Origin of the sequence: Paenibacillus chitinolyticus (genome assembly GCF_045038035.1) — a bacterium.
Classification (GTDB): domain Bacteria; phylum Bacillota; class Bacilli; order Paenibacillales; family NBRC-103111; genus Paenibacillus_F; species Paenibacillus_F chitinolyticus_A.
In genome coordinates this window covers 4,611,250-4,637,343 of record NZ_CP173427.1, presented here as the reverse complement: position 1 = coordinate 4,637,343, position 26,094 = coordinate 4,611,250, and the positions used below count along the sequence as shown (strand labels likewise).

General features: G+C 52.6%; 22 protein-coding genes. 21 read left to right on the top strand and 1 reads right to left on the bottom strand.

All coding sequences use genetic code 11. The features are described from left to right. Positions 1-210: 210 nt before the first annotated feature. From ACI48J_RS20945 to ACI48J_RS20880, 14 genes are all read left to right on the top strand, one after another. Positions 211-1,170: a hypothetical protein gene (locus ACI48J_RS20945; RefSeq protein WP_326054825.1), complete on the top strand. Its 960-nt coding sequence runs from the start codon at positions 211-213 to the stop codon at positions 1,168-1,170. Positions 1,171-1,185: 15 nt separating this feature from the next. Then, positions 1,186-1,437 (top strand): phosphopantetheine-binding protein, encoded by a 252-nt coding sequence (locus ACI48J_RS20940; RefSeq protein WP_326054826.1) that lies wholly within the window; start codon positions 1,186-1,188, stop codon positions 1,435-1,437. 42 nt (positions 1,438-1,479) lie between these two features. Beyond that, the gene (locus ACI48J_RS20935) at positions 1,480-3,174 is read left to right on the top strand and encodes an NAD(P)/FAD-dependent oxidoreductase (protein WP_405080087.1); all 1,695 of its coding nucleotides are present in this window, start codon (positions 1,480-1,482) and stop codon (positions 3,172-3,174) included. A 19-nt stretch (positions 3,175-3,193) separates the two neighbouring features. Next, the gene (locus ACI48J_RS20930) at positions 3,194-4,468 is read left to right on the top strand and encodes a cation:proton antiporter (RefSeq protein WP_405080086.1); all 1,275 of its coding nucleotides are present in this window, start codon (positions 3,194-3,196) and stop codon (positions 4,466-4,468) included. Between the two features lie 30 nt (positions 4,469-4,498). Further along, a complete protein-coding gene (locus ACI48J_RS20925; RefSeq protein WP_009677174.1) occupies positions 4,499-4,756 on the top strand; it encodes an acyl carrier protein in 258 nt (85 codons plus the stop codon). Between the two features lie 39 nt (positions 4,757-4,795). Continuing rightward, entirely contained in the window at positions 4,796-5,515 is a 720-nt protein-coding gene (locus tag ACI48J_RS20920) for a class II aldolase/adducin family protein (protein ID WP_405080085.1), read from the top strand. A gap of 1 nt (position 5,516) precedes the next feature. Next, a complete protein-coding gene (locus ACI48J_RS20915) occupies positions 5,517-8,405 on the top strand; it encodes an AMP-binding protein (protein ID WP_405080084.1) in 2,889 nt (962 codons plus the stop codon). A 66-nt stretch (positions 8,406-8,471) separates the two neighbouring features. Continuing rightward, the gene (locus ACI48J_RS20910; protein ID WP_405080083.1) at positions 8,472-9,716 is read left to right on the top strand and encodes an LL-diaminopimelate aminotransferase; all 1,245 of its coding nucleotides are present in this window, start codon (positions 8,472-8,474) and stop codon (positions 9,714-9,716) included. Between the two features lie 66 nt (positions 9,717-9,782). After that, a complete protein-coding gene (locus tag ACI48J_RS20905; protein ID WP_405080082.1) occupies positions 9,783-10,796 on the top strand; it encodes a hypothetical protein in 1,014 nt (337 codons plus the stop codon). Positions 10,797-10,829: 33 nt separating this feature from the next. Then, positions 10,830-11,828 carry a hypothetical protein gene (locus tag ACI48J_RS20900; protein ID WP_405080081.1) on the top strand — a complete coding sequence of 333 codons (999 nt, stop codon included), beginning with the start codon at positions 10,830-10,832 and terminating at the stop codon, positions 11,826-11,828. A 27-nt stretch (positions 11,829-11,855) separates the two neighbouring features. After that, on the top strand, positions 11,856-13,817 hold the full coding sequence (locus ACI48J_RS20895; protein ID WP_405080080.1) for a hypothetical protein: 1,962 nt from the start codon (positions 11,856-11,858) through the stop codon (positions 13,815-13,817). A gap of 9 nt (positions 13,818-13,826) precedes the next feature. Next, complete coding sequence (locus ACI48J_RS20890; protein WP_326054839.1) at positions 13,827-15,272, top strand: CoA-acylating methylmalonate-semialdehyde dehydrogenase; 1,446 nt, start codon at positions 13,827-13,829, stop codon at positions 15,270-15,272. Positions 15,273-15,312: 40 nt separating this feature from the next. Beyond that, the gene (locus ACI48J_RS20885; protein WP_405080079.1) at positions 15,313-16,314 is read left to right on the top strand and encodes an MBL fold metallo-hydrolase; all 1,002 of its coding nucleotides are present in this window, start codon (positions 15,313-15,315) and stop codon (positions 16,312-16,314) included. 14 nt (positions 16,315-16,328) lie between these two features. Continuing rightward, positions 16,329-17,126 (top strand): polysaccharide deacetylase family protein, encoded by a 798-nt coding sequence (locus ACI48J_RS20880; RefSeq protein WP_405080078.1) that lies wholly within the window; start codon positions 16,329-16,331, stop codon positions 17,124-17,126. Between the two features lie 178 nt (positions 17,127-17,304). Here ACI48J_RS20880 and bluB read toward each other — a convergent pair whose 3' ends face one another. Beyond that, positions 17,305-17,952, bottom strand: coding sequence for a 5,6-dimethylbenzimidazole synthase (gene bluB, locus ACI48J_RS20875; RefSeq protein ID WP_009677134.1), 648 nt, complete (start codon positions 17,950-17,952; stop codon positions 17,305-17,307). 375 nt (positions 17,953-18,327) lie between these two features. Here bluB and ACI48J_RS20870 point away from each other — a divergent pair, with 375 nt between their 5' ends. From ACI48J_RS20870 to ACI48J_RS20840, 7 genes are all read left to right on the top strand, one after another. Continuing rightward, positions 18,328-19,644 carry an ABC transporter substrate-binding protein gene (locus ACI48J_RS20870; RefSeq protein ID WP_326054843.1) on the top strand — a complete coding sequence of 439 codons (1,317 nt, stop codon included), beginning with the start codon at positions 18,328-18,330 and terminating at the stop codon, positions 19,642-19,644. A gap of 153 nt (positions 19,645-19,797) precedes the next feature. After that, positions 19,798-20,694 carry a sugar ABC transporter permease gene (locus ACI48J_RS20865; protein WP_326054845.1) on the top strand — a complete coding sequence of 299 codons (897 nt, stop codon included), beginning with the start codon at positions 19,798-19,800 and terminating at the stop codon, positions 20,692-20,694. A 20-nt stretch (positions 20,695-20,714) separates the two neighbouring features. Beyond that, on the top strand, positions 20,715-21,527 hold the full coding sequence (locus tag ACI48J_RS20860; RefSeq protein ID WP_326054846.1) for a carbohydrate ABC transporter permease: 813 nt from the start codon (positions 20,715-20,717) through the stop codon (positions 21,525-21,527). 13 nt (positions 21,528-21,540) lie between these two features. After that, on the top strand, positions 21,541-22,311 hold the full coding sequence (locus tag ACI48J_RS20855) for an MBL fold metallo-hydrolase (RefSeq protein WP_405080077.1): 771 nt from the start codon (positions 21,541-21,543) through the stop codon (positions 22,309-22,311). 44 nt (positions 22,312-22,355) lie between these two features. Then, positions 22,356-23,147, top strand: a complete 792-nt coding sequence (locus tag ACI48J_RS20850) for an HAD-IIA family hydrolase (RefSeq protein WP_405080076.1) — start codon at positions 22,356-22,358, stop codon at positions 23,145-23,147. Between the two features lie 196 nt (positions 23,148-23,343). Then, the gene (locus ACI48J_RS20845; RefSeq protein WP_405080075.1) at positions 23,344-23,946 is read left to right on the top strand and encodes a glycerol-3-phosphate responsive antiterminator; all 603 of its coding nucleotides are present in this window, start codon (positions 23,344-23,346) and stop codon (positions 23,944-23,946) included. Between the two features lie 220 nt (positions 23,947-24,166). After that, positions 24,167-26,068, top strand: a complete 1,902-nt coding sequence (locus ACI48J_RS20840; protein WP_405080074.1) for a lamin tail domain-containing protein — start codon at positions 24,167-24,169, stop codon at positions 26,066-26,068. The last annotated feature ends 26 nt before the right edge of the window (positions 26,069-26,094 follow it).

Here is a 26,094-nt window from a genome sequence, read left to right as displayed (position 1 = left end):
GGTCTAAGTCCCGGCTTGACGTTTGCCTTACCTTTAGAGTTCATGCTTCGATATTTCTGTGCCGTTGGTATGTTTCACGGCGTGCACTGGAGATATATAGTCTATGAGACAACATGAGTAGGTAAAGAAAGCGAGGTGTCGGCATAGGCAGCCCTTTTTTTTAAGCACAAAATGGATATTAATAGAAAACTAAGGAGTTGATATTAAATTATGAAAATAATACCAAGATATGATGAAGATTTTTTTAACTGTGTGGAAAGTCATTACGTCAGCTATTGGAAAGCAGAAGGCATTCCGGTTGAATATATGTTTTACGGCGCCTTGGAAGATACCAGTAACGTCTACGAACATTTTGTTGAAAAAAGGGACAACCGCTGGCTTTTTCATGATAAAAAAAGGGTTTTGGACGATATTCATCATTTCGGCCTGACATTACGCCAGGAGAGAATCGAAACGTTCCAGGAAGCGGAGCCGAAAATTATCGAAGCGCTGGATGAGGGTAAAATCGTATTTTTCTTCATCAACGGGTACTATTTCAAACACCGCACCTTTACTTATCTCCAAAAGCATGAAGCCCACTGCATGATGATTTCCCAGCTCAGCCACGAGGGCGGAAAGAAATGGTTTATTCAAGACCACTCCCAGCCGGATTTCTTCGACTACTACCCTCACGAAACGGTTGAAAAAGCCTATGACGATAACCCCGTAGAGCAATTTGTCAAAGAAATCATGATTTTCGACATCGACCGCGAACGGGCGGCCAATCCTGAACTGGATCAAATCAAAGCGAAATTCGAGCTCTGGGTCCGCGAATGCCGCGACGATTTCAAATTTTACCAGCAGACTATCGACTTTCTGGAGGCCAATCGCGCGGACTTCTCCAAGGCGGAAGAAGAGCTGGAGGCTTACCAGAATGCGTTTTTCTTCCTTTACAGCTCCCGGCTGCTGTTCAGCCGCTTCCTCGATGTCATGAACGTTGAAACCTCCATCCGCGATTCTTTAAATGAAAGCATCCAACTGACCGACAGAATCCGCAAACTGATCACCAACTACAAAATCCTAGGGAAAATAAGTGTTCCCAAAATTACGGAAGCATGCGGCAGACTCTACGAAATCGAACCTCAAATGATCCAGACCCTAAAAGAAGAGCTGTTGGCACAAAAAATATAGGAGGAGTCAACTTTTATGAATCCAATCGAGCACAAAATCAGAGAAATTCTTACACAGGCGGACATCGCCGTCGACCAGATCGGAAGCAATGACGATATGACCACAATGGGGCTTAACTCGTTAACCCTGATTAAATCGATGCTGGAGATCATTAAGTTTTACGATCTCGAAATCGATGAGGAAAGCGTGGAGTTTTACAACATCAAAACGATTCAGAACATGGTGGATTTCGTATCCGCGAATGTGTCCGAGAAAGCTAACGCTTAACAAAAAAACGGGATTTTAAATAAGGAAGGGGCATTTATTTTAATGGAAAAAGCAGCAGGAACAGCAGCACACTATGATGTTATCGTAATCGGGGCAGGAATCGCGGGGACGATCCTGTCCGCCATATTGGCCAGACAACAGCTCAACGTGCTCGTTATCGATGCGGCCACTCATCCGCGTTTCGTGATCGGGGAATCCATGATTCCCGCCACATCTTTCATGATGCGGATTATGGCCGAGCGCTACGATGTGCCGGAAATCATGCACTGCAGCACCCTGCCGTTTGTTCAAAATCATATCACGTCGAATTCCGGAACAAAACGCAATTTCTCGTTCTTCTATCACCGTGAGGGAGAGGCCCAGAATCCGAAGGAAAGCACGCAGCTGCCGGTGCCTAATATCCCCTACGGGCCCGAGGCTCACTTGTTCAGACAGGACACCGATGCCTACATGATGGCGGTGGCCATTAAATACGGCGCCAAAGTGAAGCAGAAAACGATGATCTCCGATATCGACATTCACGAGGACGGCGTAAACATCAAGACGACGGCGAACGAAGAGTTCAGCGCCAAGTATATCGTGGATGCCAGCGGCTTCAACTCCGTATTGGCGAAACGTCTCGGACTGCGCGAAGAGCCGTCGCGGATGAAAACGAAATCCCGTTCCCTTTTCACTCACATGGTAGGCGTGAAACCGTTCGACGAAATTACAAATAAGGACGAGCATAAGCTCCCCAACCGGATTCATAACGGTACGCTGCATCACATTTTTGACGGCGGCTGGCTGTGGGTCATCCCGTTTGACAACAATGCGAAATCGACGAGTATTCTTTGCAGCGTAGGTCTTCAATACGACCTGAATCGCAATCCGGACAATGTTCCGACCAAAAAGCCGGAGGAAGAATTTGCCGATTTCCTCGAAGCTTATCCCGATGTCAAAAAACAGTTCGAAAACGCTAAACCGGTAAGAGAATGGATTTCCAGCGGCGGCCGACTCCAGTATTCCGCAAGCAAAGTCATCGGCAAGCGCTTCTGTCTGCTGGCACATGCTTCCGCCTTTATCGACCCGCTGTTTTCCAGGGGCCTTGCCATTACGACGGAGACGATCAACTCGCTTGCCCAGCGCTTAATCGACGCCGTGAGGGAAGACGACTTCAATGAAGAGCGCTTCGAACCGGTTTCCCGTATCATCCAGCAATCTTATGACACGAACGACCGCCTCGTTTCCTGCTCGTACACGGCTTTCCGTGACTTTAATCTCTGGAATGCTTGGTACCGCGTATGGGCGCTTGGACAAGCTTTTACCTCGCTTCGCCTGACCCAGGTTCTCTCCAAATTTTACAAAGAAAGAGACATGCAAATTCTGCTTGATATCGAGAAGGCTCCCTACATCGGTTCCTTGTGCGTAGATTTTGCGGAATACCAGCCTCTGTTCGAAAAAGTAGCCTCGACGGTGGAAGCCGTACGTGACCACGGGCTTTCTACGGAAGAAGCGACCCAACGGATTTACGGCTATTACGAAGAAGCGCAGAGCTTCATTCCGGAACAGTATGACATTTTAAACCCGGACAAGCGCCATATTTCCAAGATGGACATGCTTTCCCTGTACGAAGTGGTCATGTGGGGAGCGCAGCAGGCGCCGGATACGATCCGCAAACTGTATTTCGATATCGACGAATCTTTCCTGAAGGGAACGAAGGAGCCGGGTTCCAATGAGGTTCCCGTTGCGACGGTATGACGTCGGGAGGCTGTAAATCATGCATCTTCTTCTCAATGTAATAGTCGCTCTCATTCTCATTCTTACGTCTGCGCGGATTATGGCGAGAGTAGCGGTTCTGCTGAGATTTCCTTCCGTAATCGGGGAGATGGTAGCGGGAATTTTGCTGGGACCCACCTGCTTCATGTATTTCTTTCCCGAGATCAGCAAATCGGTATTTAATGCGGATGTCGGCAATGTGATCTACATTTTAAGCAACTTCGGCTTGTGCCTGTACATGCTGCTCGTCGGTATGGAGATGAAAGGCATCGACCGGAAATCGTTCCGGCAGGCCGGCTTGCTCGCTTCATCGGGAATTATACCTCCCTTTCTGCTTGGGGGAGGAATCTCCCTCTTCCTGTATGCGTCCCTTGCGCAGCAGCAGATTACCCAGCTCGAATTTTTCCTTTACATGGGCGTCGCCTTATCGATTACCTCTATTCCCATGCTTGCGAGAATCCTGGAAGAGCAGGGGCTGCTTCAGTCCCGTTTCGCCTCGCTCACTCTGCTGGCGGGAAGTATAGACGATGTGATCTCTTGGTGCATTCTGGCTGTTGTCATCGTTATGGTGCAGGCGAAAAATATGTTCTCAGGAATTTCTACTCTGCTGTATACCGTTTTGTTCGTTCTGATTGTGCTGTTTGTGGTCAAACCGCTCATGGAACGCTTTGGCGCAAAGGTTCAGAAAGCCGGATTTTTGTCGCACGGAGGATTGGCTTTAGTGCTGTTATTGACTTTGGGCGCGAGTTTCGTTACGGAATACATCGGCATTTATGCCGTCTTCGGCTGTTTTATTCTTGGATTGGCCATGCCGCGCAGCGAAGTGTTTCTCAACGAAATGAACATCAAAATCAGGGACATTACCGTCGTCTTTTTTCTCCCGCTTTATTTCGCCTATTCGGGTATGAAGACGAACCTGCTGGACCTGTTCAGCGCCGATATGCTGTTTCCGTTCCTTATCCTGCTGCTTTGCTCCATTCTGGGCAAATACGGCGGATGCACGCTTTATATGAGAAAGATCGGATTCAGCTGGAGGGAAGCATCCGCAGTCGGCGGCTTGATGAATGCCAGGGGTCTGATGGAGCTGGTCGTCATCAATATAGGGATGACTTACGGAATCATTACGCCTAAGCTGTACGCCATGCTCGTACTGATGGCGCTTGTGACTACCGCTCTCGCTATGCCGATCTATTATTTCTCCATGGGGACCAAGTCCCGTACGGCTTCGGCGGTATTCCCTCCTAAAATCCAGTACCGTGCAGAAGACGGGGGATAGGAACATCAATCTGAAAAAGGTGGGAAAACGATGAATATTCAAGACAAAATCAAACAATTTATTATGGAGGCTTCGGACGGAAATGTGACGCCGGAGGATCTGGAAAGAGTGGGCGACGACATCGGAAGATTGGGATTGGATTCCCTGGCGAAGATCAAAATCGTCGTTCTGCTGGAAGAAGCTTACGATATTGAAACCGAAGTGGAGGAAATCAGTCCGGAAGTGCTCAATTCCATTTCACGTCTGGCGGAATTCATCGAGCAGGAAGTTCAGAAAATTTCTGTATAACGCTCTTAATATTCTTCAACCGGAAGGGGACTGAAATCAGTGAGCCAGTTTATTGAAGAGATGGTCTACGCCTCTCAAATTTTGTACCTGGAGGGACATAACGACATTAACAACGGGCAAATTTCCTACCGTGATCCCGAATCGGGAAACATCTGGATCCGGAAAGGATTTCTGGGCTGGGAAGAAACGACGCCGGATGATTTTATTCTTATCGATACCGAAGGCAACCGTTTGAAGGGAGAGGGGCATATTCCCTCGGAATGGCCGCTTCATACAGAAACCTACAAAGCGAGGGCGGACGTGAACTGCATTATCCATTCGCATCCCCCGTATTCCATGATTTTTAGCGCCACGGATTTGGACCTTCGTCCGGTCACGCACGATGCTACGCCGATTATGAATACACAGCGGTTTACACTGACTACAAATACGGTAACGAATCCGAATATTGCGGCACAAGTAGCCGAGTCCCTTGGTAAAAGCAACACGCTGCTGCTCAAAAACCACGGGCTGGTCGCAGCCGGCAAAACGATTCCGGAAACCGTCTGCTGGGCGGCCGTTCTGGAGAATGCTTGCAAGCTTCAGCTTATCGCCGAATCGACAGGTGTTCCCTACACATGGACAGAAGGCCATGAGATCAAAATGAAAAGCAAAATCATCTTCGGCGCGACAGCGATCCGGGAATACTGGGCCTACTGGTGCAGGAAGGCAGACAGGCATTTTAATCCCCATTCCAAAAATCATTTGGTAGGAGTATAACATGACCAATCAACTGTTAACTCAAGAAGATGTTCTGTCCATTTTCTACAATTTAAAAGGCCGGGAATACGTGGGAAGCAAATTTTCCAAATCTCCGCGTCCTGAAAGACATAAAAACTTCGAGGGGCCCTATACCCGCCTGAAAACATCCGTTTTTAACAAAACCAATGAGGATATGCTGCCCAAGACAGGGCTAAGCATTCTGGAGCAGGTTCTGCTCAGCTCTTTCAGTGTCACGTCGGTTAAATTTTACGGCTATCAGTCCGAAATGCTGTGGTCGTTCCCGTCTGCCGGAGGCTGCTACCCCGTTGACGTGTATGTCATCGTGCGTTCGCTGGACGGAGTGGAGCCGGGCATCTATTACTACTCTCCCCTGAACACTTCGATGCATAAAATCGCCTGCGCGGATTCCCTTTTTCTGCTGGATGAGGCGATCCTTCCACAGGACCAGGATGCGGATTATTACATCATGGTTTCGGCCGTTCCTTGGCGCAGCTGCTGGAAATACTCCCATCGCGGCTACCGGTTCAGCTTCATCGACGCGGGCCATGTCCTGGCAAATTTCCAGACGATCTTCCATTCGCTCGGCGTAAATTTTACCACGTATACCGCATGCAAAGATCAGCATATCAAAACGCTGCTTCATCTGGACAGCCACGAGGAACCGGTCGGCATTATCGCCGTCAAGCAGCACGAAACCAAGCCCCGGGCCGTGCAGCAGGCCTATCGCGGGAACTATCAAAGCCGCTGCATCACTACGTTCGACAGCGGTTTGTCCGCTTTCGACTGGGAACCGATCCGGTTGTACCAGGAAAAGGTGCGCCAGTCTCTCCAGCATCAGCAGCCGTCTGAGGACTGGACGGTACGCCATCATATCCCGGCGGAGTGGAACGATTACAATGAGATGCTGCGTCTGATTATCGAACGCCGTTCCAGCTCCTCCTATCTGCCAGTTGAAATTCCGCGTCACGATTTTATCCGTCTGTTGGAATTTGTAAACAGCCTCGGTATGCCGATCCGCATATTCTGCGTTGTCCATGCCGTGGAGGGAATGATTCCGGGCACGTACGAATTCAACGGCAGCGAACTGAAAATGATCAAGGCCGGCGATTTCAGAGCCCGCTCGACTCAGCTTTGCTTCGATCAGGAATTCGTACACGATTCTTCGGTCCTGTTCTTCTTTGCGATCGATAAGTCGCAGGTGAATGACAAAAACTTTTATACGTATCAGCAAAGACTGGTAGATATGGGTATTCTGGCTCAAATGATCTACCTGAAATCGGGAGAACTGAGGCTGGGTTACTCCGCCATCGGCGGTTATTACGACGAAGAAGCGAAGGAATTGTTTAACCTCGGGGAAAACATGGATCTGCTCTACTCCGGTACGCTGGGCAAAGATGACGTTAACTCCGCCTTCAAGGTTAAAATGGACCGCTACTATCTCAATAAACCGAAAGACAGCGAAGAGGTAAAGGGTGATTCGCCGGCTCAAAACGAGCGCATCATCGACAAGCTGTATGAAGCGGTACAGAAGCACGGAACGAAAGATGCGATCCGTTACGCGGATGAAAGCTATACGTACCACCAGTTCTGGAACCAGGTGGAGAAGACGGGCGCGTGGATCAAACAGCAGATTCCGAAGCAGTATCCCGTGGGAATTTCCATGAAGAACTGCCCGAATTATTTGTTCGCGTACTACGGTCTTCTTCTGGAAGGATATATCCCGATGCTGATCGATCACACCTTTACCCAGGATGAGGTGGACAACCTCTGCTCTTATTACAACATCGGATCGCTCCTTACACTTGACGGAGAGGGCCGGATTCAGGTCCAGCTTCGGGAAGAAAACTTCGATTCGTTCGACGAAGACGAATTTGCGAACGTGGCGACCTGCCGCTTCTCTTCGGGTACGACAGGGCGGCCTAAGTGCCTGATGTTCACTCATGATGCGGTGATTAATGCCGGAGTGAACTGGGCCAAGGCTTCCGGGATCACTTCCGCCGATAACGTGCAGGTAACCGCGCTGTTCCATAACGGACTCGCATTCAATACGTCCCTGCTTGCCGTATTCGTGTCGGGCGCCTGCCTGTTTATCGCGAAGCAGATTACACCGAAGTCGATCTGGGAAACGGTCATGAAGGATAATATCTCGATTCTGGTCGCTTTCCCTGTCGTCTACGATCTGCTCAACAACTCCAAATATTGCAAACCGGGACACAGCCTCCGCTTATGCTTGTCTTCTGCGGCTCCGCTCCACCATGCCGTGAAGCAGGCGTTTCTGGACAAGACCGGCATGGAAATTTGCGATTATTACGGCATCGTCGAAGCGGGTCCTTGTACGTTCAACAACGGCAGCAAGGAAGCTTCGCTCGGTACGCCGGTCCCCGGAGTCGATATCCGGATCGTGAACGAAGAGGGTTTTGCCGTCGCGGATGGTGAGTCGGGCATTATTCAAGTCCGTTCCTCCTCCATGGCCAAAGGCTACTATAAAGCCTCCTTCCCGTTTGTCATATCTCCGGACGGCTATTATCAGACGACGGACAGAGGTTTTATCGAACACAACCACCTGTACATTAACGGCCGTTCTTCCGACATGATTAACGTCGCCGGCAAGAAGATGGACCCGCTTGAAGTGGAAAATGTCCTGCTGAAGCTGACCGGCGTCCAGGATGTCGCCGTTGTCGGTGTCATGAATGAGCGGAAGACGACCGAGTATCCGGTAGCCTTCGTCGTACTTGATCCGGGTGTGACGATTGACGATCTTATCGCACACTGCCAGCAGTATCTGGCTCCTTTCAAGCTGCCGCAAAAATTCGTTACGGTAGCTAGCATTCCGCGCAGCGGAGTCGGCAAAATCAAACGCAAGGAATTAGCGGATTCACTGGCATAAGCAAGCTTCCGCACCGGCGGAGAAACACCGCCGGTGCTCCATAAAACACATAAGTGAGGGATAAACATGCTCGTTTTACAAGATTACATTCAAAAGTCCTTTGCGGACCGCATCGGCGGAGACAAGTTCGGCAAAGGAAACGAGGTTTATAAATTCGAGAAAATTAAGCGCGCGAAGGCTCAAGCATTAAAGGAAAAACCGGGTATCCCCATTATCGACATGGGATTAGGGGAGCCGGACTGGATGGCCGACAAGGAGGTCGTTAACGTTCTCTCCACGGAAGCGGCCAAACGGGAGAACCGGTTCTACTCGGATAACGGGTCGTTCGAATTCAAGGAGGCGGCTGCCGCTTATATGGAGCGGATTTACGGTGTAAAGGGGCTTGATCCGGCCACCGAAATCAATCACTGTATCGGCTCTAAGCCTGCCCTGGCCCAGATTCCGGCCGTTTTCATCAATCCGGGAGATATTACGCTGATGACCGTGCCGGGCTATCCGGTTATAGGCACCCACACCCAGTGGCTTGGCGGTGAAGTGGTCAAGATGCCGCTGCTGGAGGAGAACGGCTATCTGCCCGATCTCAATGCCTTGTCCGGCGAGGTGAAGAAAAGAGCGAAGCTGCTCTATTTGAATTACCCGAACAATCCGACCGGCGCCGTGGCTACCCGGGCTTTTTATGAAGAAGTCGTCCGCTTCGCCAAAGAAAACGAGATTATCGTCGTCTCCGATGAAGCTTACGCGGCCTTGACGTTCGACGGCGAACCTCCGTTGTCGTTCCTGTCCGTCCCGGGGGCCAAAGATGTGGGCGTTGCTATCCAGTCCTTGTCGAAGGCGTTTAACATGACAGGCTGGAGACTAGGTTTCGTAGCCGGCAACGAGCTTGTTCTCAAAGCTTTTTCTTATGCGAAAGACAATCACGATTCCGGGCAGTTTCTCGCGATTCAGAAGGCAGGCGTCTACTGTCTGAATCATCCGGAAATTACGGAGGCTACCGCCGCCAAATATTCCAGACGGCACGGTCTTCTGGCTGAAGCTTTAGGCTCGGTCGGTTTTAAAGTGCAGAAGCCCAAAGCGACCTTCTATTTGTATGCGCAGGCTCCCAAGGGGATAGAAGACGGCCCCCGTTTCGATAGTGCCGAGGACTTTTCCCAGTATCTCATTACCGAAAAGCTCATCTCCACCGTGCCATGGGACGACGCTGGCGCTTACGTGCGTTTCTCCGTCACGTTCGAAGCGGAAGGCGAAGAGGAAGAAAGAGCATTGATCGACGAGCTGAAATCGAGGCTGCACGGACTCCGGTACATCTGGTAATCCCGGCGCAGAGGCAGTATGGACAGGATAGAAGCTGCCCTCAATTTGAAAAAGGAGTGAAGGCGCGTGAAAACGGGAACTAAAGTGCTGCCCGTGGAGATACCCCCCATCCATGGACGCATGTATTACGCGTTTCCTTTGAGCATACTCGGTCCGGCCGGTTCTTATAAGCCCTGGATGCTCAATAATTTTATACAATTGCAGGCTTACTCGCTGAACAGGACCCGGGAAGAGCAAGTCGCGGAAATCCGTTTCTATAACGCGGACGAGCCCGGCTGTTTCAGCGAAGTGCTGACGATTGTGCCGGAGGCGGCGGGAAAAGAGCAGGACATTCACCGGCAGGCGGTGGAAGCCATTGACCGGGGCCAATACGTGTATGCCTATGTAGATAAATATTATGTGGCGGACAACCCTTTTCACGGAAAAAAACACGTTATCCAGGAAGCGTTGATCTATGGATACGATCTGGAGGAGCAAACTTTTCAGATTCTCGGCTTTAACAAAAGCAGACTGTTCGCATCTTCAACCGTCCCTTTTGCCGACATTGCCAAAGGGATCGTCCACTCTCCCGTTACGGATGTTTTCCTGTTGAGGGCGAGAGAAGATTTCAATCCGGAGTTCCAGCTGGACAAGGTGATTCCGCTTCTGACCCAGTACGTAGACTCGGCGGATAAGCATACCGGTCTTGCACTCCCCGAGCGTTCTCAACTGGTGTTCGGTCTAGACGTATACAAAAGCGCTGCGGAGTCTTTGAGGTGCATTCTGGACAGAGAAGGTGCTGTCGTAACGAATATCGCGTACCTCCATATCCTCTGGGAGCACAAGAAAGTCATGGGAGTCCGGCTTCAATACATGCAGGAGCATGGGATAGCCGTACATTCCGGTCTGGACATCGTACAGGAAGCATACCGGCAAATGGAACAGGAATTGTTCAACTTGAGAAACAAATTGCTCAAATACGAGCTCACCCAAAGTGCGCGTCTGATCGAACAGATCATACAAAGTCTCGATACGATGGCGCTGAAAGAAAAGCAGGTTCTGGAGCTTTGGCTGGAAAGACTGGCTATGATACCGGGCTGATTTTTATCTCGATTAAGAAGGGAGCGCGCTGCGTTGACGTATAACCAATCTCTCCGCCCGTTTAACGACTTCTGGATGAACTGCGTGTCGAACACGGTCTATTCCATTGCCGTTTCAAACGATTCCAGCTACCGGACGGCCGCTTATCTGAACCACTACACGTATCAGGTCGCAACGGATCTTTCATTCACTTATTTAACGATGGACCACCCGCTTAAGTATCAGAATGAGGTTTTTGATACGTTTATTCGAGAGTGGGAGCCTTACTTTTTCCGGAATCCGCAGGCAATCGGCGAAGAAATCGGCGAATTGCTGGATAGCGGTCAGCTCCCGGTCGTTCACGTGGATTTATTTCACTGGATTCCGAACTCGCTCGCCTGGAAACAGTACCATTGGTACCACTACTCGCTGATCACCGGTTACGATGCGGAGCGTTCGGTATACCGGGTGCTGGATGACGATATCAACGGCTTCCGGGATTTTGAAGTTCCTCCCGAACGTCTCCAGGAGGCCTTTCACAGCTCTCAGACGGAGAATAATCCGGCTTATCAGGAGCCTCCATGTTCTCTGATCCGGCTGAAGGACCCGATTCCGCCTTACGAATTCAAGCTTTCCGATTTGAGTCGTCATGCGGAAAGGCTGATCGGAGAGCTGGACAACCTGCAGACGGAGCATTTGTGGGAGGGAACGCCGGAACCGGACAAGTTTGAAGAGAGCATGACCAACGGACTGGTCGGCGTCAATATTATCGAAAGCAGACAGGCGGGAAACCGGCTTATGCTGCGCTATTTACTGGATGCAGGGTTCATCCGGGAGGCTGAATTTCAGACGCTTGACCGGGAGCTGGAGGAATTGGCCCTGGGCTGGTTCAAAGCGAAAAATGTGTTTATCAAAGCGAAATTTTCGCTGAAAAGAAGGTTTAACCGGGATCAGCTCCTGACCCTGGCCGTGCCGCTTCTTTACCGGGAGAGAAATTTCTGGTCGGCGCTTCTCGAAAGCACCGGCGCCGCAGCTCTCGCCAAGGAATCTTAGGAAGGCGGCCAGGGAGGGCACTAAGATATGAAATATATCGGTACGGAACAAGCGGAGGCGTCCCGGCACCATGGAAGGCTCCAGCCTGTTCCCGGCGTCCGGCATTACCAGGCGGTCCGGGCTTGCAGGCTGAAGCCGGATCTGGAAGGGGGACCTGGCTGGACCTTTCATAATGCGCCTATGCTGGCATTTTGGAGACAGCGGTTTTATTTGCAGTATATTACATGTCCGGTGGAAGAGAATCATCCTCCCGCCCGGACGATGATTACCAGTTCGGCCGACGGCAAGGAATGGACCGAACCGGTGATTGCGTTTCCTTCTTACGTGATACCGACGGGGGTATATAGCGGGCCGGACGGCGCTGACCTGCCGAGAGGCAGCCTTGCCGTCATGCATCAGCGAATGGGGTTTTATACGGCGACCGACGGGAGACTGCTGACGCTGGGCTTCTACGGCATCAGTCCGGTTCCTTCCGTGATGCCCAATGACGGCCGCGGAATCGGCCGGGTCGTACGTGAGATATACCCGGACGGGTCCATGGGCCCCATTTATTTCATCCGGCTGAACGCTCATGCGGGATGGAATGCCGGTAACACGGGCTATCCTTCGTATACGGAATCGCCGGATGAAGGGTTTGTCGAGGCATGCCGGCTATTACTGCAAGATAAGCTGGCGACGATTCAGTGGTGGGAAGAGGATCAGAGCGAGGATGGTTTTTATCCGCTTACGGGCTACAAAGCGCTGAGCTGCTATCCCCTGCCCGGAAACAAGGTCGCCGGTATCGGCAAGAACGGCAAATATGCCCTAAGCGAAGACGACGGAGAAAGCTGGACAGAGACGGGGGAGATTGACGGGCTGGTCACAGCGGGCAGCAAGCTGTGGGGCCAGCAAACGCCGGACGGCAAATATGCGCTGCTGTACAATCCCAACCCGAACAATGCGTACCGCTGGCCACTGGCCGCAGCCGTAAGCGAGGACGGGCTTCGCTTCGGCAAGCTTCGTTTAATCGGAGGAGAAGTTCCCCCGCGCCGTTATACGGGCTTTTACAAATTTTACGGGATGAATTATGTCCGCGGAATATCGGCCGGAAACGGCACGCCGGAAGAGGACGCAATCTGGGTCGCTTACAGCATGAACAAGGAGGATATTTGGGTGGCCCGCATTCCGGTGCCCTTGGAGCCGGATTTTCATGAAGATAGAGATGCGGCAACTCCTCCGGCAGACACGGATACGGATGTCTTGATCCTTGAGGATAGAGTGTACGGCCTGCCCGGCTCTCCCGTTGAAACGGCACCGGCAGCAGCCACGATGCCGGACACAGACGTACCCGGTCTCTTATCGGCAGCCGAGCAGGCTTGCGAAATGCCCTCTCTTTCAAGCTCCGGCCTGGAAGATTTCGACCGCTGGAGTATCTACCGACCCAAGTGGTCGGAGATCCGATTAAGAGCAGATTCCGGCCTGATCTTGAGCAGCCGTGACCCCTATGACTACGTCAAGGTGGAGAAACCTTTCGCTTTTCCAGCCGGTCTTCAAACGGACGTGACAATCGGTATCCGGCCTCTTGCTACCGGCACGGCACCTTTTACGATCGAGCTGACCGATGGCCGGGGCGAAACGGCAGGCGGACTCCATTGGAGTACGGACGGACGTATTTTGGTCCTGCAAGAAGAAAGCGACGTATTCTTACAAACGTACGAAGAGGGCACCGAGTATGAATGCGTGCTGTCGATTGATCCGGAAAATGGCCGCTTACGCATTTCTATAAACGGAATACCTGCTGGAAATTTTTATGAATACCGAGCAGCGAAGGTGGGAACCGTCGCGTTCAAAGTAGGCGAGAGGCCGTTCCGTGTCTCTCTGGATACACCCTTGGAAGGCGGGGACCTCAGCATCCCGGATGAGCCGCTTCTTCCCTCCGCTTACTGCATCCGCTATGTGAAACTTCAAAGTTTGCGTTATTCAAATCGTGTGCAAGCCGAAAGGAGATGACGTGCTTCAGTGACCATTTTATTAAAAAACTATATATCCGGCAGCTGGCAGGAATCTTCATCGTCCGTGACCGAAACGGTCTATAATCCGGCGAACGACGGGGTTATCGCTCAGGTTCCGCTGTCAACCCGCAAGGATCTCGATCTGGCGGTTCAAGCGGCGAAAGCCGCCTTTCTGCCCTGGAAAAACACACCCGTCCAGAAAAGGGCGAGGATTCTTTTCAAATATCAGCAGCTGCTCGTTGAGGCTTGGGACGAGCTTGCCGCTCTGATTACGAGGGAGAACGGTAAATCTCAGCAAGACGCGTATATGGAAGTCCAGCGCGGTGTCGAATGCGTGGAATTTGCGGCGGGTATTCCGTCCCTCATGATGGGACAGATTACCCCGGACGTGGGCACCGGTGTGGAGACGACTATGCTGCGCTACCCGATTGGGGTTGTGGGGGGGATCACACCGTTTAACTTCCCCATGATGGTTCCGTGCTGGATGTTTCCTATGGCGATTGCCTGCGGCAATACGTTCATTTTGAAGCCGTCCGAACGCACGCCTCTGCTTGCGAACCGGCTTGCCGAGCTGTTTACGGAAGCGGGGCTTCCCGACGGCGTGTTCAACATCGTACACGGAGCGCGCGAGGTGGTGAACGGCATTCTGGATCATCCCGAGATCAAAGCCGTATCTTTCGTCGGCTCGCAGCCGGTTGCGGAATATGTGTACAAAACGGCGGCACAGCACGGAAAAAGAGTCCAAGCGCTGGCCGGAGCCAAAAACCATTCCATTGTTATGCCGGATGCGGATGAGGAGCTTGCGGTCAAAAGTATTATCGAGTCGGCTTTCGGATCTGCAGGCGAACGTTGCATGGCTTGTTCCGTCGTCGTTCTGGTTGGCGGAGATCGCGACGGCTTAAAACAGAAGCTGCTTGCCGCGGCGGATCGGTTGCAAATCGGTAACGGCGAAGACAAAGAGACGGAGCTGGGTCCCCTTATCCGCCAAAGCCACAAAGACAGGACGCTGGATTATCTGAGCTCCGGCGAACAGGAAGGCGCCGTTCTGCTGCGGGACGGCAGAAAAGACGGGGCCGCATCCGGAGCGGGCTATTTCCTCGGCCCGACCGTATTCGGCGAAGTGACGCCGGCGATGAAGATTTGGCAGGATGAGATTTTTGCGCCGGTATTGTCCATCATGCAGGCGGACAATCTGGAAGAGGCGATTGCGATAGCCAACCGCTCTTCTTTTGCCAACGGCGCCTGCATTTACACCGGACAACTCGCAGCCGTCCGCCAGTTCCGCGAGGAAATAGACGCCGGAATGCTGGGAGTGAATGTCGGCGTACCGGCTCCGACGGCGCTGTTCCCTTTCTCCGGGTACAAAAATTCTTTTTACGGCGATCTGCATGTAAACGGAAAAGACGGACTTGAGTTTTATACGCGCAAGAAGGTTATGACCGTGAAAGCCTGAGGCTAAACCGATGCGGGACACATGGAAAGGAGCGTGACGAATGGAGCTGCTCAAACAGGAAACCGAGGATATTGTCAGTGTGAAGCTGCCTGTGGGCAGTGTCCTGCAGTGGCTGAACGCCTACCTGATCCGCGGGGAAGACGGCTATACGCTGCTTGATGCGGGAATGCCCGATGAAGAAACAATCGGCTTGTGGCAGCAGGCCTGGAGACATCTGGGGATTTCTCCGCGCGATATCCGCTCCATTATTATCACTCATCATCATGTGGATCATTACGGGCTGGCCGCCAGGCTCCAGGATGTGACGGGAGCTTCGGTGCGGATGACGGAAGCCTGCTTCCTTCAGGCCTCCCGGATTTGGGCGGCGGATTCCGTCTTCGATGAAGAGGTACTGGAGCTTTTCACCCGGCACGGAGCCCCCGGGCATCTGCTGGAAGTTACGGCGCCTGAACTGAAGCATTACGTGAAGTCTATGACAGCCCACCCGGATACGGAATTTATACAGGCAGGGGACAAAGTTGCGCTGGGAAACCGGACTTTCGAAGCCGAGCTGGTGTCCGGTCATGCGGAAGGCCATCTCTGTCTCTACGACAAACAAGAGCAGCTCGTTTTTTGCGGGGATCATGTGATTCCGAAAATGCTGCCGAACCTTAATTTCACGCTCGGATTTGACGAGAATCCGCTCGGCTCTTATTTCAGTTCGCTGAAGGAACATGCCGAACTGCCTGTCCGGAAGGCTTATCCGGGGCATATGATTCCTTTCCGCAAGTACAACGCCCGTGCGGCCGATATTGCGGCCCAGTACCGGCAGCGCATCGGCGACATACTGGCCCGGATGGACAAGCCGATGACCGCCTTTGAATTGTGCTGTCTCGTGTTCTTCGTGCCGGTAAATGCGGAGCAGCTCCGTTTTAAACTGTTTGAAATGCTGGCCAGCCTGAATTATTTGCAGAGCCTGAACTTGATTGAACCGGCGGAAGCGGGGGCGGACGGGCGGCTTTATTACAGACGTGCACCCGCACATGCTAATCGGAACCCATGAAAGGATGAGAACCATTGGAAGCAAACAAAATAGTGGACTCGGCACATCTGATCTTCGTAAGCGCCCAAGCGGGCCTGACTTATGCCTCGGACAGCTGCGATCTGAAAAGATACGCGGTTATTAAGGCAGAGGCGCAGAATATGCTTTCTCTTTACAGAGAGCCGCATGAGGATCTCCCTCGCAGAGTTCCGAACGGGGAAAACAAAATTTATTTAACGTTTGACGACGGCCCCGATCCGGTCTATACCCCGCAGATCCTGGATCTTTTAAAGAAATACGGCATCACCTGTACGTTCTTTTTAATAGGAGAAAGGGTTCGGCAGCACCCGCACATCGTCAAGCGGATACTGGATGAAGGGCATGCGATCGGCAATCATACCTACACCCATCCTTTCATGATCCTTCTTAATGAGAAAGAGTTGAACGAGGAGCTGTCCCTGACGGATGAAGCCATACGGGATGCCGTCGGTTTTGCGCCCGTTCTTTTCCGCCCTCCGTACGGTTTGCTGAATCAGGGGACGATCGATTCGCTCCGGGCTCGGGGCTACGAAATTATGATGTGGTCCGAGGAACTCGAAATGTTTGATTGGTCTTTCCCTGGGGTGGACAACATGGTCCGTCTCATTGAGGAAAAGACAGAGTCCGGCAGCATGATTCTGCTTCATGACGGTGGAGGAAACCGGGAAGAAACCGTCCGTACGTTAGAGAAGGTCATTCCTCTGCTGCTCGAGCGCGGCTTTCATTTTGCCTCAGATTACCTGGAGCAGAGCGGGAATGAACTTGGGCGCGCAGCGGCAGGAACGGTCCGGTAAATCGGACGTTGATGTGATTAGGAAGAAGCTTTTGCAGGTGAAGGTGAATGCATGAGTTCGGCTGTATATGCCAGCTGCTGCGCAAACAAGTGCGACGTTGACATGTCCGGCGCACCGCTGCAACCGCGGCCGACGCCGCAAAAAGCAAGGGAGCATTCCAGTCGGAATACTCCCTTGTTCAGTTTCCGCGCTGTCCCCACGTTTCGCGGTAGATCAGGCCATCCAGCGCCCGGCGTTTCTCCCAGTTTGCCGTTTCGAGAATCGGCTGGGCGGGATAGTGGTCCGTGTAGCCGATGGAGATTAGAGCGAGCGGATCGATATGCGGCGGAATCGCCAGAATATCGCGGATATCGTTCTTCTTGTAGAAGCTGACCCAGCCGGCTGCCAGACCTTCCGCGCAGGCTGCGAGCCACAGGTTCTGGATAGCGCACGCCACGGACATCATGTCCGTCTCCGGGATAGAGTTGCGTCCCAGAACGTGGGAACCTCCTCGCGTCGGGTCGCAGGTGATGCACACCGTCAGCGGCGCCTGCTTTAAACCTTCGATTTTCAGATTCAGAAATTGATCTTGGCGCTCCCCTTCGTAATGAATGGCCAGCGCCCTTCTTTCTTTGTCGGCTGCCCAGGCAAGCCGTTCTTTGATTTCATCCGACGTCACCAGGATAAAATTCCAGGGCTGCATAAACCCTACTGAAGGGGCATGATGGGCGGCTTCCAGCAGCTTGATAACGGTTTCATCGGAAATGGGATCGCTGCGGAAAGTACGGACGTCCCGCCGGGTATACATAATTTTATAAAGCGCTTCTCTTTCTTCACTGCTGAACATGTCTGTTCACCTCCATCTCCATTATATGCTTTTTTATACCGGATGGGTTTGGTTAAAAAAGAGGATAGGAGCAAATCTCCTTCCTATTATGAATTTTTTTTGACAAAAATCTCTTGCCAATGGAACCGCTTCCGTGTAAGATGGAGTCAAATATCATACCTGATCCAACGACGGCTAGAGATAATGAGAAGCCTTCATGCATACTCCTTTTCGGAGGTGTTTTTATGCTGGAGGCTTCTTTTTCTTATGCCTATTTATAGAAAGGAGAGATCGCGACCCGATACCGCAAAGAAATGAATGCGTTTTCAAATAAGGTGAAAGCTCACAAACCGGCACAGACTTACATATTTTAACGAATTTCAGGGGGGAACGTTCTTGAAAAAACTAATGGTCCTTATGATCGCGCTCGCCATGCTCCTTTCAGCTTGCGGAGGAGGAGGCGGGAGTACGGCGTCTACAGACAATAAAGGTTCCGGCGGAGACAGCGGCAAACCCGTCGAGCTTCAATTTTACTTCCCGGTTGCGGTTGGCGGACCGATTACGAAAATCATCGACGGGCTTGCCCAAGATTTTGAGAAGGAAAACCCGAACATTAAGATCAAACCGGTTTACGGCGGCAGTTACCAAGATACGATGACGAAGGTCGCTACGGCGGTTCAGGGCAACAACTCCCCGGATATGGCGGTTCTTCTGTCCACGGATCTGTACACGCTGCTTTCGATGAAAGCCATCGAGGATCTCACTCCACGGTTCTCGAAAGATTATTTCGGCAACTTCTATGAAGCGTTCCTCGGCAACACGAAATCGGGCGACACCGTTTGGAGCGTTCCGTTCCAGCGCAGTACGATCGTGCTTTACTACAATAAGGATATGTTTAAAGAAGCGGGGCTGGACCCGGAAAAAGCGCCGAAAAACTGGACGGAGCTCCGGGAGGCTGCGGCCAAGCTGACCAAACAAGACGCATCCGGCAAAGTTTCGCAGTGGGGGATCGAAATCCCGAGCACCGGCTATCAATACTGGATGCTGCAAGCGCTCTCATTGCAGTCCGGCGACAACATTATGTCGAACGACGGCAAGCAGGTATTTTTCAACAAGCCGCACGTGGAAGAAGCCCTTCAGTTCTATATGGACCTGGGGCAGAAGGATAAAGTGATGCCTAACGGAGCGATCGAGTGGGCGACCGTGCCTTCCGATTTTATCAGCGGCAAAACGGCCATGATGTTCCATACGACCGGCAACCTGACGAAAGTCAAAACCGATGCGAAATTCAACTTCGGCGTCTCTTTCCTGCCGGCCAACAAACAATTCGGTTCCCCGACCGGAGGCGGCAATTTGTACGTGTTCAAAAACATCCCGGAAGAGCGCAAAAAAGCGGCCGTCAAATTCATCGAATTCCTGACGAAGCCGGAGCGCGTGGCCCAGTGGTCGATCGACACCGGATATGTCGGCACGACGAAAGCCGCTTACGAAACCGATCAGCTGAAAAAGTACATCGAAACGTTCCCGCAGGCCAAAGTAGCCAGAGATCAGCTGGAGTACGCGAACAGCGAGCTTTCCACATACCAGAACGGCCAGATAACCAAGTTGTTTAACGACAACATTCAGGCGGCGCTGCTCGGCAAGATGACGGCGAAAGAAGCTTTGCAGAAATCGCAGGAAGCGGCCGACGGCATTCTAAAGAATTTTAAATAACTTGAACTAACTTAAAACATATTCGGCTAGAGACGATGAGAAGCCGCAGTTTGCGTTACGGAATCCTTCTTTCTCTTGGGGACCGCCTAATGCGACCTGCGGCTTCCTGTCGTTTTCGACCAACCTCTCCATGTGAAGAAACGGGTGATTTTATTGGCTCAACGAACCGCAACCATCAAGAATAAATTCAACTGGAAAGAGAACGCTTTCGCTTACGCTCTCCTATTGCCTTCTCTGATTTTCCTGGCCTTGTTCACGTTTTACCCGACGCTCAAGTCGATCTATCTCAGCTTCTACAGCTCCAACTTCGAAAGCAGCACGTTTGTCGGGCTCGATCAGTATAAATCGGTCCTGCAGGATGAAGTGTTCCGCAAAGTCATCAAGAACAACCTTCTCCTGGCAATCGGCACCGTTCCGACGAGTATTTTTCTCGCCATCTACATGGCCATCTGGGTGAACAACAAGCTGAAGGGCAATGGGCTGCTCCGTGCCGCCTTTTTCTACCCGACCATCATTCCGATGATAGCCATCGCCAACGTCTGGCTGTTCATTTATACGCCGGATTATGGGCTTTTGGACAAATTCCTGGGTATATTCGGCATCGACAGCCCCAACTGGCTCGGCAGTCCCGAGTGGGTCATGTATGCCATGATGTTTATGGTCATTTGGAAAGAAGCCGGCTATTTCATGATTTTCTACCTGGCCGGGCTGCAAAGTCTGCCCAAAGAAGTGTACGAAGCCGCCAAGCTGGAAGGCGCGAGCCCGTTTCAGGTGTTCCGCAAAATCACGTTTCCGCTGCTGATGCCTACCACGACGTTCGTTTTTATTATCGCGGTGACGAACTCCTTCAAACTGGTGGATCACCTGTACATTATGACCAAGGGCGGTCCGGACAACGGGAGCAACCTGCTGCTCTATCACATTTACGAAACGGCATTCAGCTTCTGGGATATGGGCAAAGCTTCCGTGCTGACGGTCATCCTGCTCGTCATTCTGCTTGCCGTATCTATTTTCAACTACGCTTATCTCGATAAAAAAATCCACTACTAGAAGAAAGGAGAGGCATCCTTATGCATCAAGTCATCAACCGGACGGTTATTATCCTGCTTGCCATTGCCTTCCTGATCCCTCTGGTATGGACGGTGTTCACTTCCTTCACGCCTTCGGAAGAAATCATTACAAGAGCCAATCCGTTTGCGATCGAAAATCCGACGTTCCTGAATTACATCAACGCATGGAAAACGATTCCGTTCCTCCAGTATTACTGGAATACGATCGTCATAGTTGTGGGCATCCTGGCCGTTCAGCTCGTTACGATCACACTGGCCGCTTATGCGTTTGCCCGGTTGAATTTTGTCGGCTCCGGCATTCTGTTCATCATCTTCCTGACCCAGATCATGATTCCGCCGGACATTCTGATCTATCCGAACTACACGATCATGAAAGAGCTGAATCTCGTCGATACGAAGCTGGCGATCATGCTGCCGTACTGGGCTTCCTCGTTCGGAGTGTTCCAGCTGCGCCAGACGTTCAAGCAGATTCCGCTCGATCTGGACGAAGCGGCACGGGTGGACGGCTGCAAATGGTGGCAGACGCTCTGGTACGTGTACCTGCCCTCCGCCAAACCGACTTACATCGCGTTCGGTCTCATTTCGGTGAGTACTCACTGGAGCAATTTCATGTGGCCGCTCGTCGTTACGAACTCCGTCGAATCCCGTCCGCTTACCGTAGGGATCGCGATTTTCGCCCAGTCGTTTGAAACCGGCGCCCAATGGGGAACGGTAACGGCGGCGACGCTGATGGTTATCCTGCCGCTGCTCATCGCGTTCTTCGTGTTCCAGAGACAATTCGTCGACAGCTTTATGCACTCCGGCATCAAGTAGGGGGCGCGCAGACATGGAACTGATTTTAATGGGAACGGCGTGTGCCTCTTCGGGCAGGGATAAAGACAATACGTATCTGCTTGTGCGCGATACGTCCGGAAGCACGCTTATAGACATCGGAGGCAACCCGCTCGGGAAGCTGAAAACACTCGGACTTTCGACGTACGAAGTCAAGCGGGTAGTGTTTACACATGTTCATATCGACCATATTTACGGTCTGCCCTCCCTGCTGTGGGGGATGTGGATCGACGGCCGTGAAGACCCGCTTGAAATTTACTGTGACGAGTCGGAGAAAAAATGGCTGCAAAACTGGCTGGAACTGATGAAATTGACGAAATGGCCCCTTGCTTTCGAGATTTCGGTCCATGCGTTCCACTGGGAGAAGCCTGCGCTTCTATGGAAAGAAGGCGAAACGGCTCTGTCGGTTTTTCCGAGCAGGCACGGCGTTGCGGCCGCCGGCATCAAGGTGGAAGGCGGCGGGACGGTATTCGTTTATTCGACGGATACGATGCCGAACCCGCTCATTCGGGACATGGACTGGATCGACCTGCTTGTCCACGAATCGACGACGGCGGAGAGAAGTCTGGCGATGCACAGCACTTTGCGGGACATTGCCGGTTACTACGACTGGAGCAAAATCGGCCGGGGCATACTCGTGCACCTGACGGACGACGAGCCTTACGAAGATCTGCTGAAGGAAATACCGGAGCCGGTTTCTTCCAAAATTTCTTTGGGCCGGGAATTGGAAAGAATCCTTCTGAGGGCTGGAAAGCCGGGTTTGTAAATCAGCCTGAAGAAAAGCAAAACCGAGAGAAAGGGAGTGAAGAGATGGATCATTATGCGGGGTACATATTTGATTTGGACGGAACGATTTACTTGGGCGATCATGCGATCGAAGGAGCGGTGGAAACGATCCATCATCTGCAGTCCAAAGGAAAGAAGCTTCTGTTCTTGACGAACAAGACGATCGAATCCCGTGAAAATTACGTTAAAAAGCTCGACAAATTCGGCGTGAAGATCAGCATGGAACAGATGCTGAATCCCGCGCTCGTCACGATCCGTTATTTGCAGAATCACTATCCGGGCCAAAAGGTGTACGTCATCGGAGAGCCGATTCTAAAGGAAGAATTTCTAGAAAACGGCATTCCCTTCGCGGACACGCCGGAGGAAACCGGTGTCGTCGTCATTTCCTGGGACCGCGATTTCCATTACAACCATCTGGATTTCGCCTACCAGGCGATCAAGCATGGAGCCGAGGCGATCGCGACCCATCCCGACAGGACGTGCCCGATGCCGGGCGGAGACGTTCCCGACTGCGGAGGGATGATCGGCGCCATCGAAGGTACGACCGGCAAAAAAGTCACCCGGATTATGGGCAAGCCTTCCGTGATGACGGCGCTGGCCGCGCTCGATATTTTGCAGGTGGAAGCCCACGACTGTCTGATGACCGGAGACCGTCTGGAGACGGACATCCGGATGGGAGCCGAGGCCGGAATGAGCACCGCGCTTGTCCTCACGGGCATTACGAGCGAAGCGGATATCGCGTCGGCCGAGTTTAAACCGACCTATGTGCTGCCTTCCGTTCACGCCATTGTGAAGCAAGGCTGTTCTTCCCAGTAACTCGCCGCATGGAGACCGTACCGCATGAAGCTCCAAGCGCGCGGTGCTCGGCGTCACATGACGGTGGTCACATGAGATACAGCTTGGAGGCAGACGGATCATACGGCATGTTATTTGCATAAAGGGACTGAAGGTGCTGAACGTTTGATTGGACCGGAGACCTGGAGAATGTTTAATCAACGATGAGGTGATAAGGATGAAAGAGACGACAGAACGTGCACAGCGAGTGGCTTATTGTCTGAAAAAGAAACCCGTGATTACAAGCCTGATGAATGCGGAGGAGCTGCCGGGCATTTTGCAGACCTCCTCCAATATCGTCTTTATATTGAAATCGGATATTTTTATGATCGAAGGCATCGTGGAAAAAATACGCGAAGCCGGGAAGCTGTCCTTTGTCCATTTCGACCTGATCGAAGGAATCGGCAAAGACAAAGCCGGAGTCGCTTATATGGCGGAAAAAATCGGCATCGACGGGCTCGTCACGACGAAGAACAACATTATTGCCGAAGGGAAAAAATACGGCTTGATTACCGTACAGCGACTGTTCGTTTTCGACTCGGTATCGCTGGATAACGGCATCAAAATGACAAAAAGCTCCCAGCCTGACGCGATCGAGGTTCTTCCGGGAATGGTCTGCTCGCGGATTATGAAGCGGATCCGGGCCGAAGTGGATGTGCCGGTCATTGCGGGCGGCCTGATGACCGATCTGGAAGACTTTAACGCCGCTCTCGGCAGCGGGGTTATCGGTATTTCAACGTCCAGCAAGGAATTGTGGCGCTGGCAGGATGAAAACCGCTAGGTCCCCCTTAACAATTTCTTCATTAGATGTGCGGCGCCGGATGCGTTAGGATATTCAAGGGATTTCTATATATGCTTTTGTATCGTTTCCGCGTAAAGGGTACGGCAACGCGGCTCCTTTGGGAAATAACGGTTGAATACTTGTGGATGGCTTTGATAACAAGATCCGCTTTTATTCGGCCGTTTTTCATATAAAATTGATTCACCCGGGAGGATGTAGAATGCGCAAAAGTTTACGGAAAAAGATGGCCGGCGCCTTGACTCTGGCTCTGGCGGCGGCTCCGCTCCTGCTGGTCTCGCCCCCTAAAGTCGTTCAGGCTGCGGCGGTGCCGAAGCTGCTCATTACGGAATTGGTGCCGGATACGACCAATTTCGCGAGCTACGACGCTTTCGAGTACATCGAGGTGTACAACAACAGCGCCGTACAGGTAGACCTGCAGGGATACCGGTTCAAAGCCGGCAGCTGGAACGCTCAAATCGCCCAGTCTTACAAGCTGGGGCCCTGGGAGACCGGCGTGGTCTGGACCCGGAGAGCCGAAATCGCTCCGCTTGGCAAAGAAGCGTTCAACAGCTATTATTCCCTTTCCTACGCAAGCAAGTACGTACCGGACAACAAGCTTCACATCATTGAAAATGTCGGCGGCCTGACGAACAGCGGAACGCAGACCGTCACGATTCTGGACCCGGCGGGCGCGGAAGCGGTCAAGGCTACGTACACGGCCGACGATGTGGCCGAAGGCAAGACGATCACCTACCGCTATCCGGCGGCGGGCGGTACGGCGATGCAGAAGATCGCCGGACTGCAGGCGCCGACGCCCGGCAGACTCCTTGCCGGACAAGCCCCGGCCCGTCCGAAGCAGGACAATCAGGCGCCTCAGGCTCCGGCAGGGGTTACGGCTGTGGCTGGCGGTGGCAGCGCGAAGCTGGCGTGGTCGGCGAACCCGGAGGGAGACGTGTTCCAGTACAACATCTACCAGAACGGGACCCTGCTCTATACGGTTCCCGCTTCCCAGCGCGAGTTCACGGCTTACTCCCTGATCGGAAACAAGCCGTATACGTTCCAGATCAGCGCCGTGGATTTGTCCGAGAACGAGTCGGCTAAAACGTCCGTTACGGTTACGCCTTCCCACCAGCTGATCACGCAGGAGGAAAGAGCCGTCAATCCGAAGGACAGCAAATACCAGAACCTGTGGAACATCAGCTCCGACGGTCCGGTCGTTCCGGGACTGAAACAGGATCTCGTTCCGCAGGGAATGGCGTATTACCAGGCCAACAACTGGCTGCTCACCGTGGCGTATCTGGAGGACGGCCGTCCCGCGACTTTGACCGTCTCGGATGCTTCCACGAACCAGTACGTCAAATCCATCGTGCTGTATAACAGCGACGGCACTCCGTACACCGGACATGCCGGAGGCGTGGCGGTCAGCCGGGATCACGTATGGATCGCCTCCGAAGGAGCGCTGCATCAGCTTCGGCTGAGCGATGTGACCGGCGCCCAGAACAACGGCGAAGTCTCCTTCATCGGCTCCGTGCCGGTGCCGGTGGACGCGGCGTTCAACACGTTCGCCGACGGCGTTCTTTGGGTAGGCGAGTTCTACGAAGCGAAGAGCTACCCGACCGACCCGAGCCACAACCTAGTTAACCGCGACGGCGTTCAGCATTACGCCTGGACCGCGGGTTACCGGCTCGATCCGGTCACGGATACGATCCGTTCGGACAAGTGGAGCGGCAACGCCGGCACCCCGGCCGTGCCGGACTATCTCTTGTCCATCACGGAGAAAATCCAGGGCATCGCGTTTATGCAGAACTCCATGGTGCTCAGCCAGTCCTACGGACGCGGCAACGACAGCACGCTGTACCGCTACAACAACCCGCTGCAGGAGCCGGCTCACGCCACGGGAACCGTGGGCGGGACAAGCGTGCCCGTCTGGTTCCTCGACGGGCAGTCCGCCAAGGCAACGAACAGCAAGCTGACCGCCGTTCCGATGACCGAGGGCATCGTGCCGGTGGGCGGCGACCTGTTCGTCCTGTTCGAATCCGGCGCGAACAAATACCGGTACACGACGACGTACATCATGGACCGCATCCTCAAAATCAACTGGAACCAGTGGGACCAGATGTAAATCGCCGGGCCGTCCGCTTCCTCAGA

What these genes read in the sequence shown, in the direction of transcription:
- ACI48J_RS20945 (WP_326054825.1), top strand. Translation starts at nt 211, where the DNA reads ATGAAAATAATACCAAGATATGATGAAGATTTTTTTAACTGTGTGGAA.
- ACI48J_RS20940 (WP_326054826.1), top strand. Translation starts at nt 1,186, where the DNA reads ATGAATCCAATCGAGCACAAAATCAGAGAAATTCTTACACAGGCGGAC.
- ACI48J_RS20935 (WP_405080087.1), top strand. Translation starts at nt 1,480, where the DNA reads ATGGAAAAAGCAGCAGGAACAGCAGCACACTATGATGTTATCGTAATC.
- ACI48J_RS20930 (WP_405080086.1), top strand. Translation starts at nt 3,194, where the DNA reads ATGCATCTTCTTCTCAATGTAATAGTCGCTCTCATTCTCATTCTTACG.
- ACI48J_RS20925 (WP_009677174.1), top strand. Translation starts at nt 4,499, where the DNA reads ATGAATATTCAAGACAAAATCAAACAATTTATTATGGAGGCTTCGGAC.
- ACI48J_RS20915 (WP_405080084.1), top strand. Translation starts at nt 5,517, where the DNA reads ATGACCAATCAACTGTTAACTCAAGAAGATGTTCTGTCCATTTTCTAC.
- ACI48J_RS20910 (WP_405080083.1), top strand. Translation starts at nt 8,472, where the DNA reads ATGCTCGTTTTACAAGATTACATTCAAAAGTCCTTTGCGGACCGCATC.
- ACI48J_RS20895 (WP_405080080.1), top strand. Translation starts at nt 11,856, where the DNA reads ATGAAATATATCGGTACGGAACAAGCGGAGGCGTCCCGGCACCATGGA.
- ACI48J_RS20885 (WP_405080079.1), top strand. Translation starts at nt 15,313, where the DNA reads ATGGAGCTGCTCAAACAGGAAACCGAGGATATTGTCAGTGTGAAGCTG.
- bluB (WP_009677134.1), bottom strand. Translation starts at nt 17,952, where the DNA reads ATGTTCAGCAGTGAAGAAAGAGAAGCGCTTTATAAAATTATGTATACC.
- ACI48J_RS20860 (WP_326054846.1), top strand. Translation starts at nt 20,715, where the DNA reads ATGCATCAAGTCATCAACCGGACGGTTATTATCCTGCTTGCCATTGCC.
- ACI48J_RS20855 (WP_405080077.1), top strand. Translation starts at nt 21,541, where the DNA reads ATGGAACTGATTTTAATGGGAACGGCGTGTGCCTCTTCGGGCAGGGAT.
- ACI48J_RS20850 (WP_405080076.1), top strand. Translation starts at nt 22,356, where the DNA reads ATGGATCATTATGCGGGGTACATATTTGATTTGGACGGAACGATTTAC.
- ACI48J_RS20845 (WP_405080075.1), top strand. Translation starts at nt 23,344, where the DNA reads ATGAAAGAGACGACAGAACGTGCACAGCGAGTGGCTTATTGTCTGAAA.
- ACI48J_RS20840 (WP_405080074.1), top strand. Translation starts at nt 24,167, where the DNA reads ATGCGCAAAAGTTTACGGAAAAAGATGGCCGGCGCCTTGACTCTGGCT.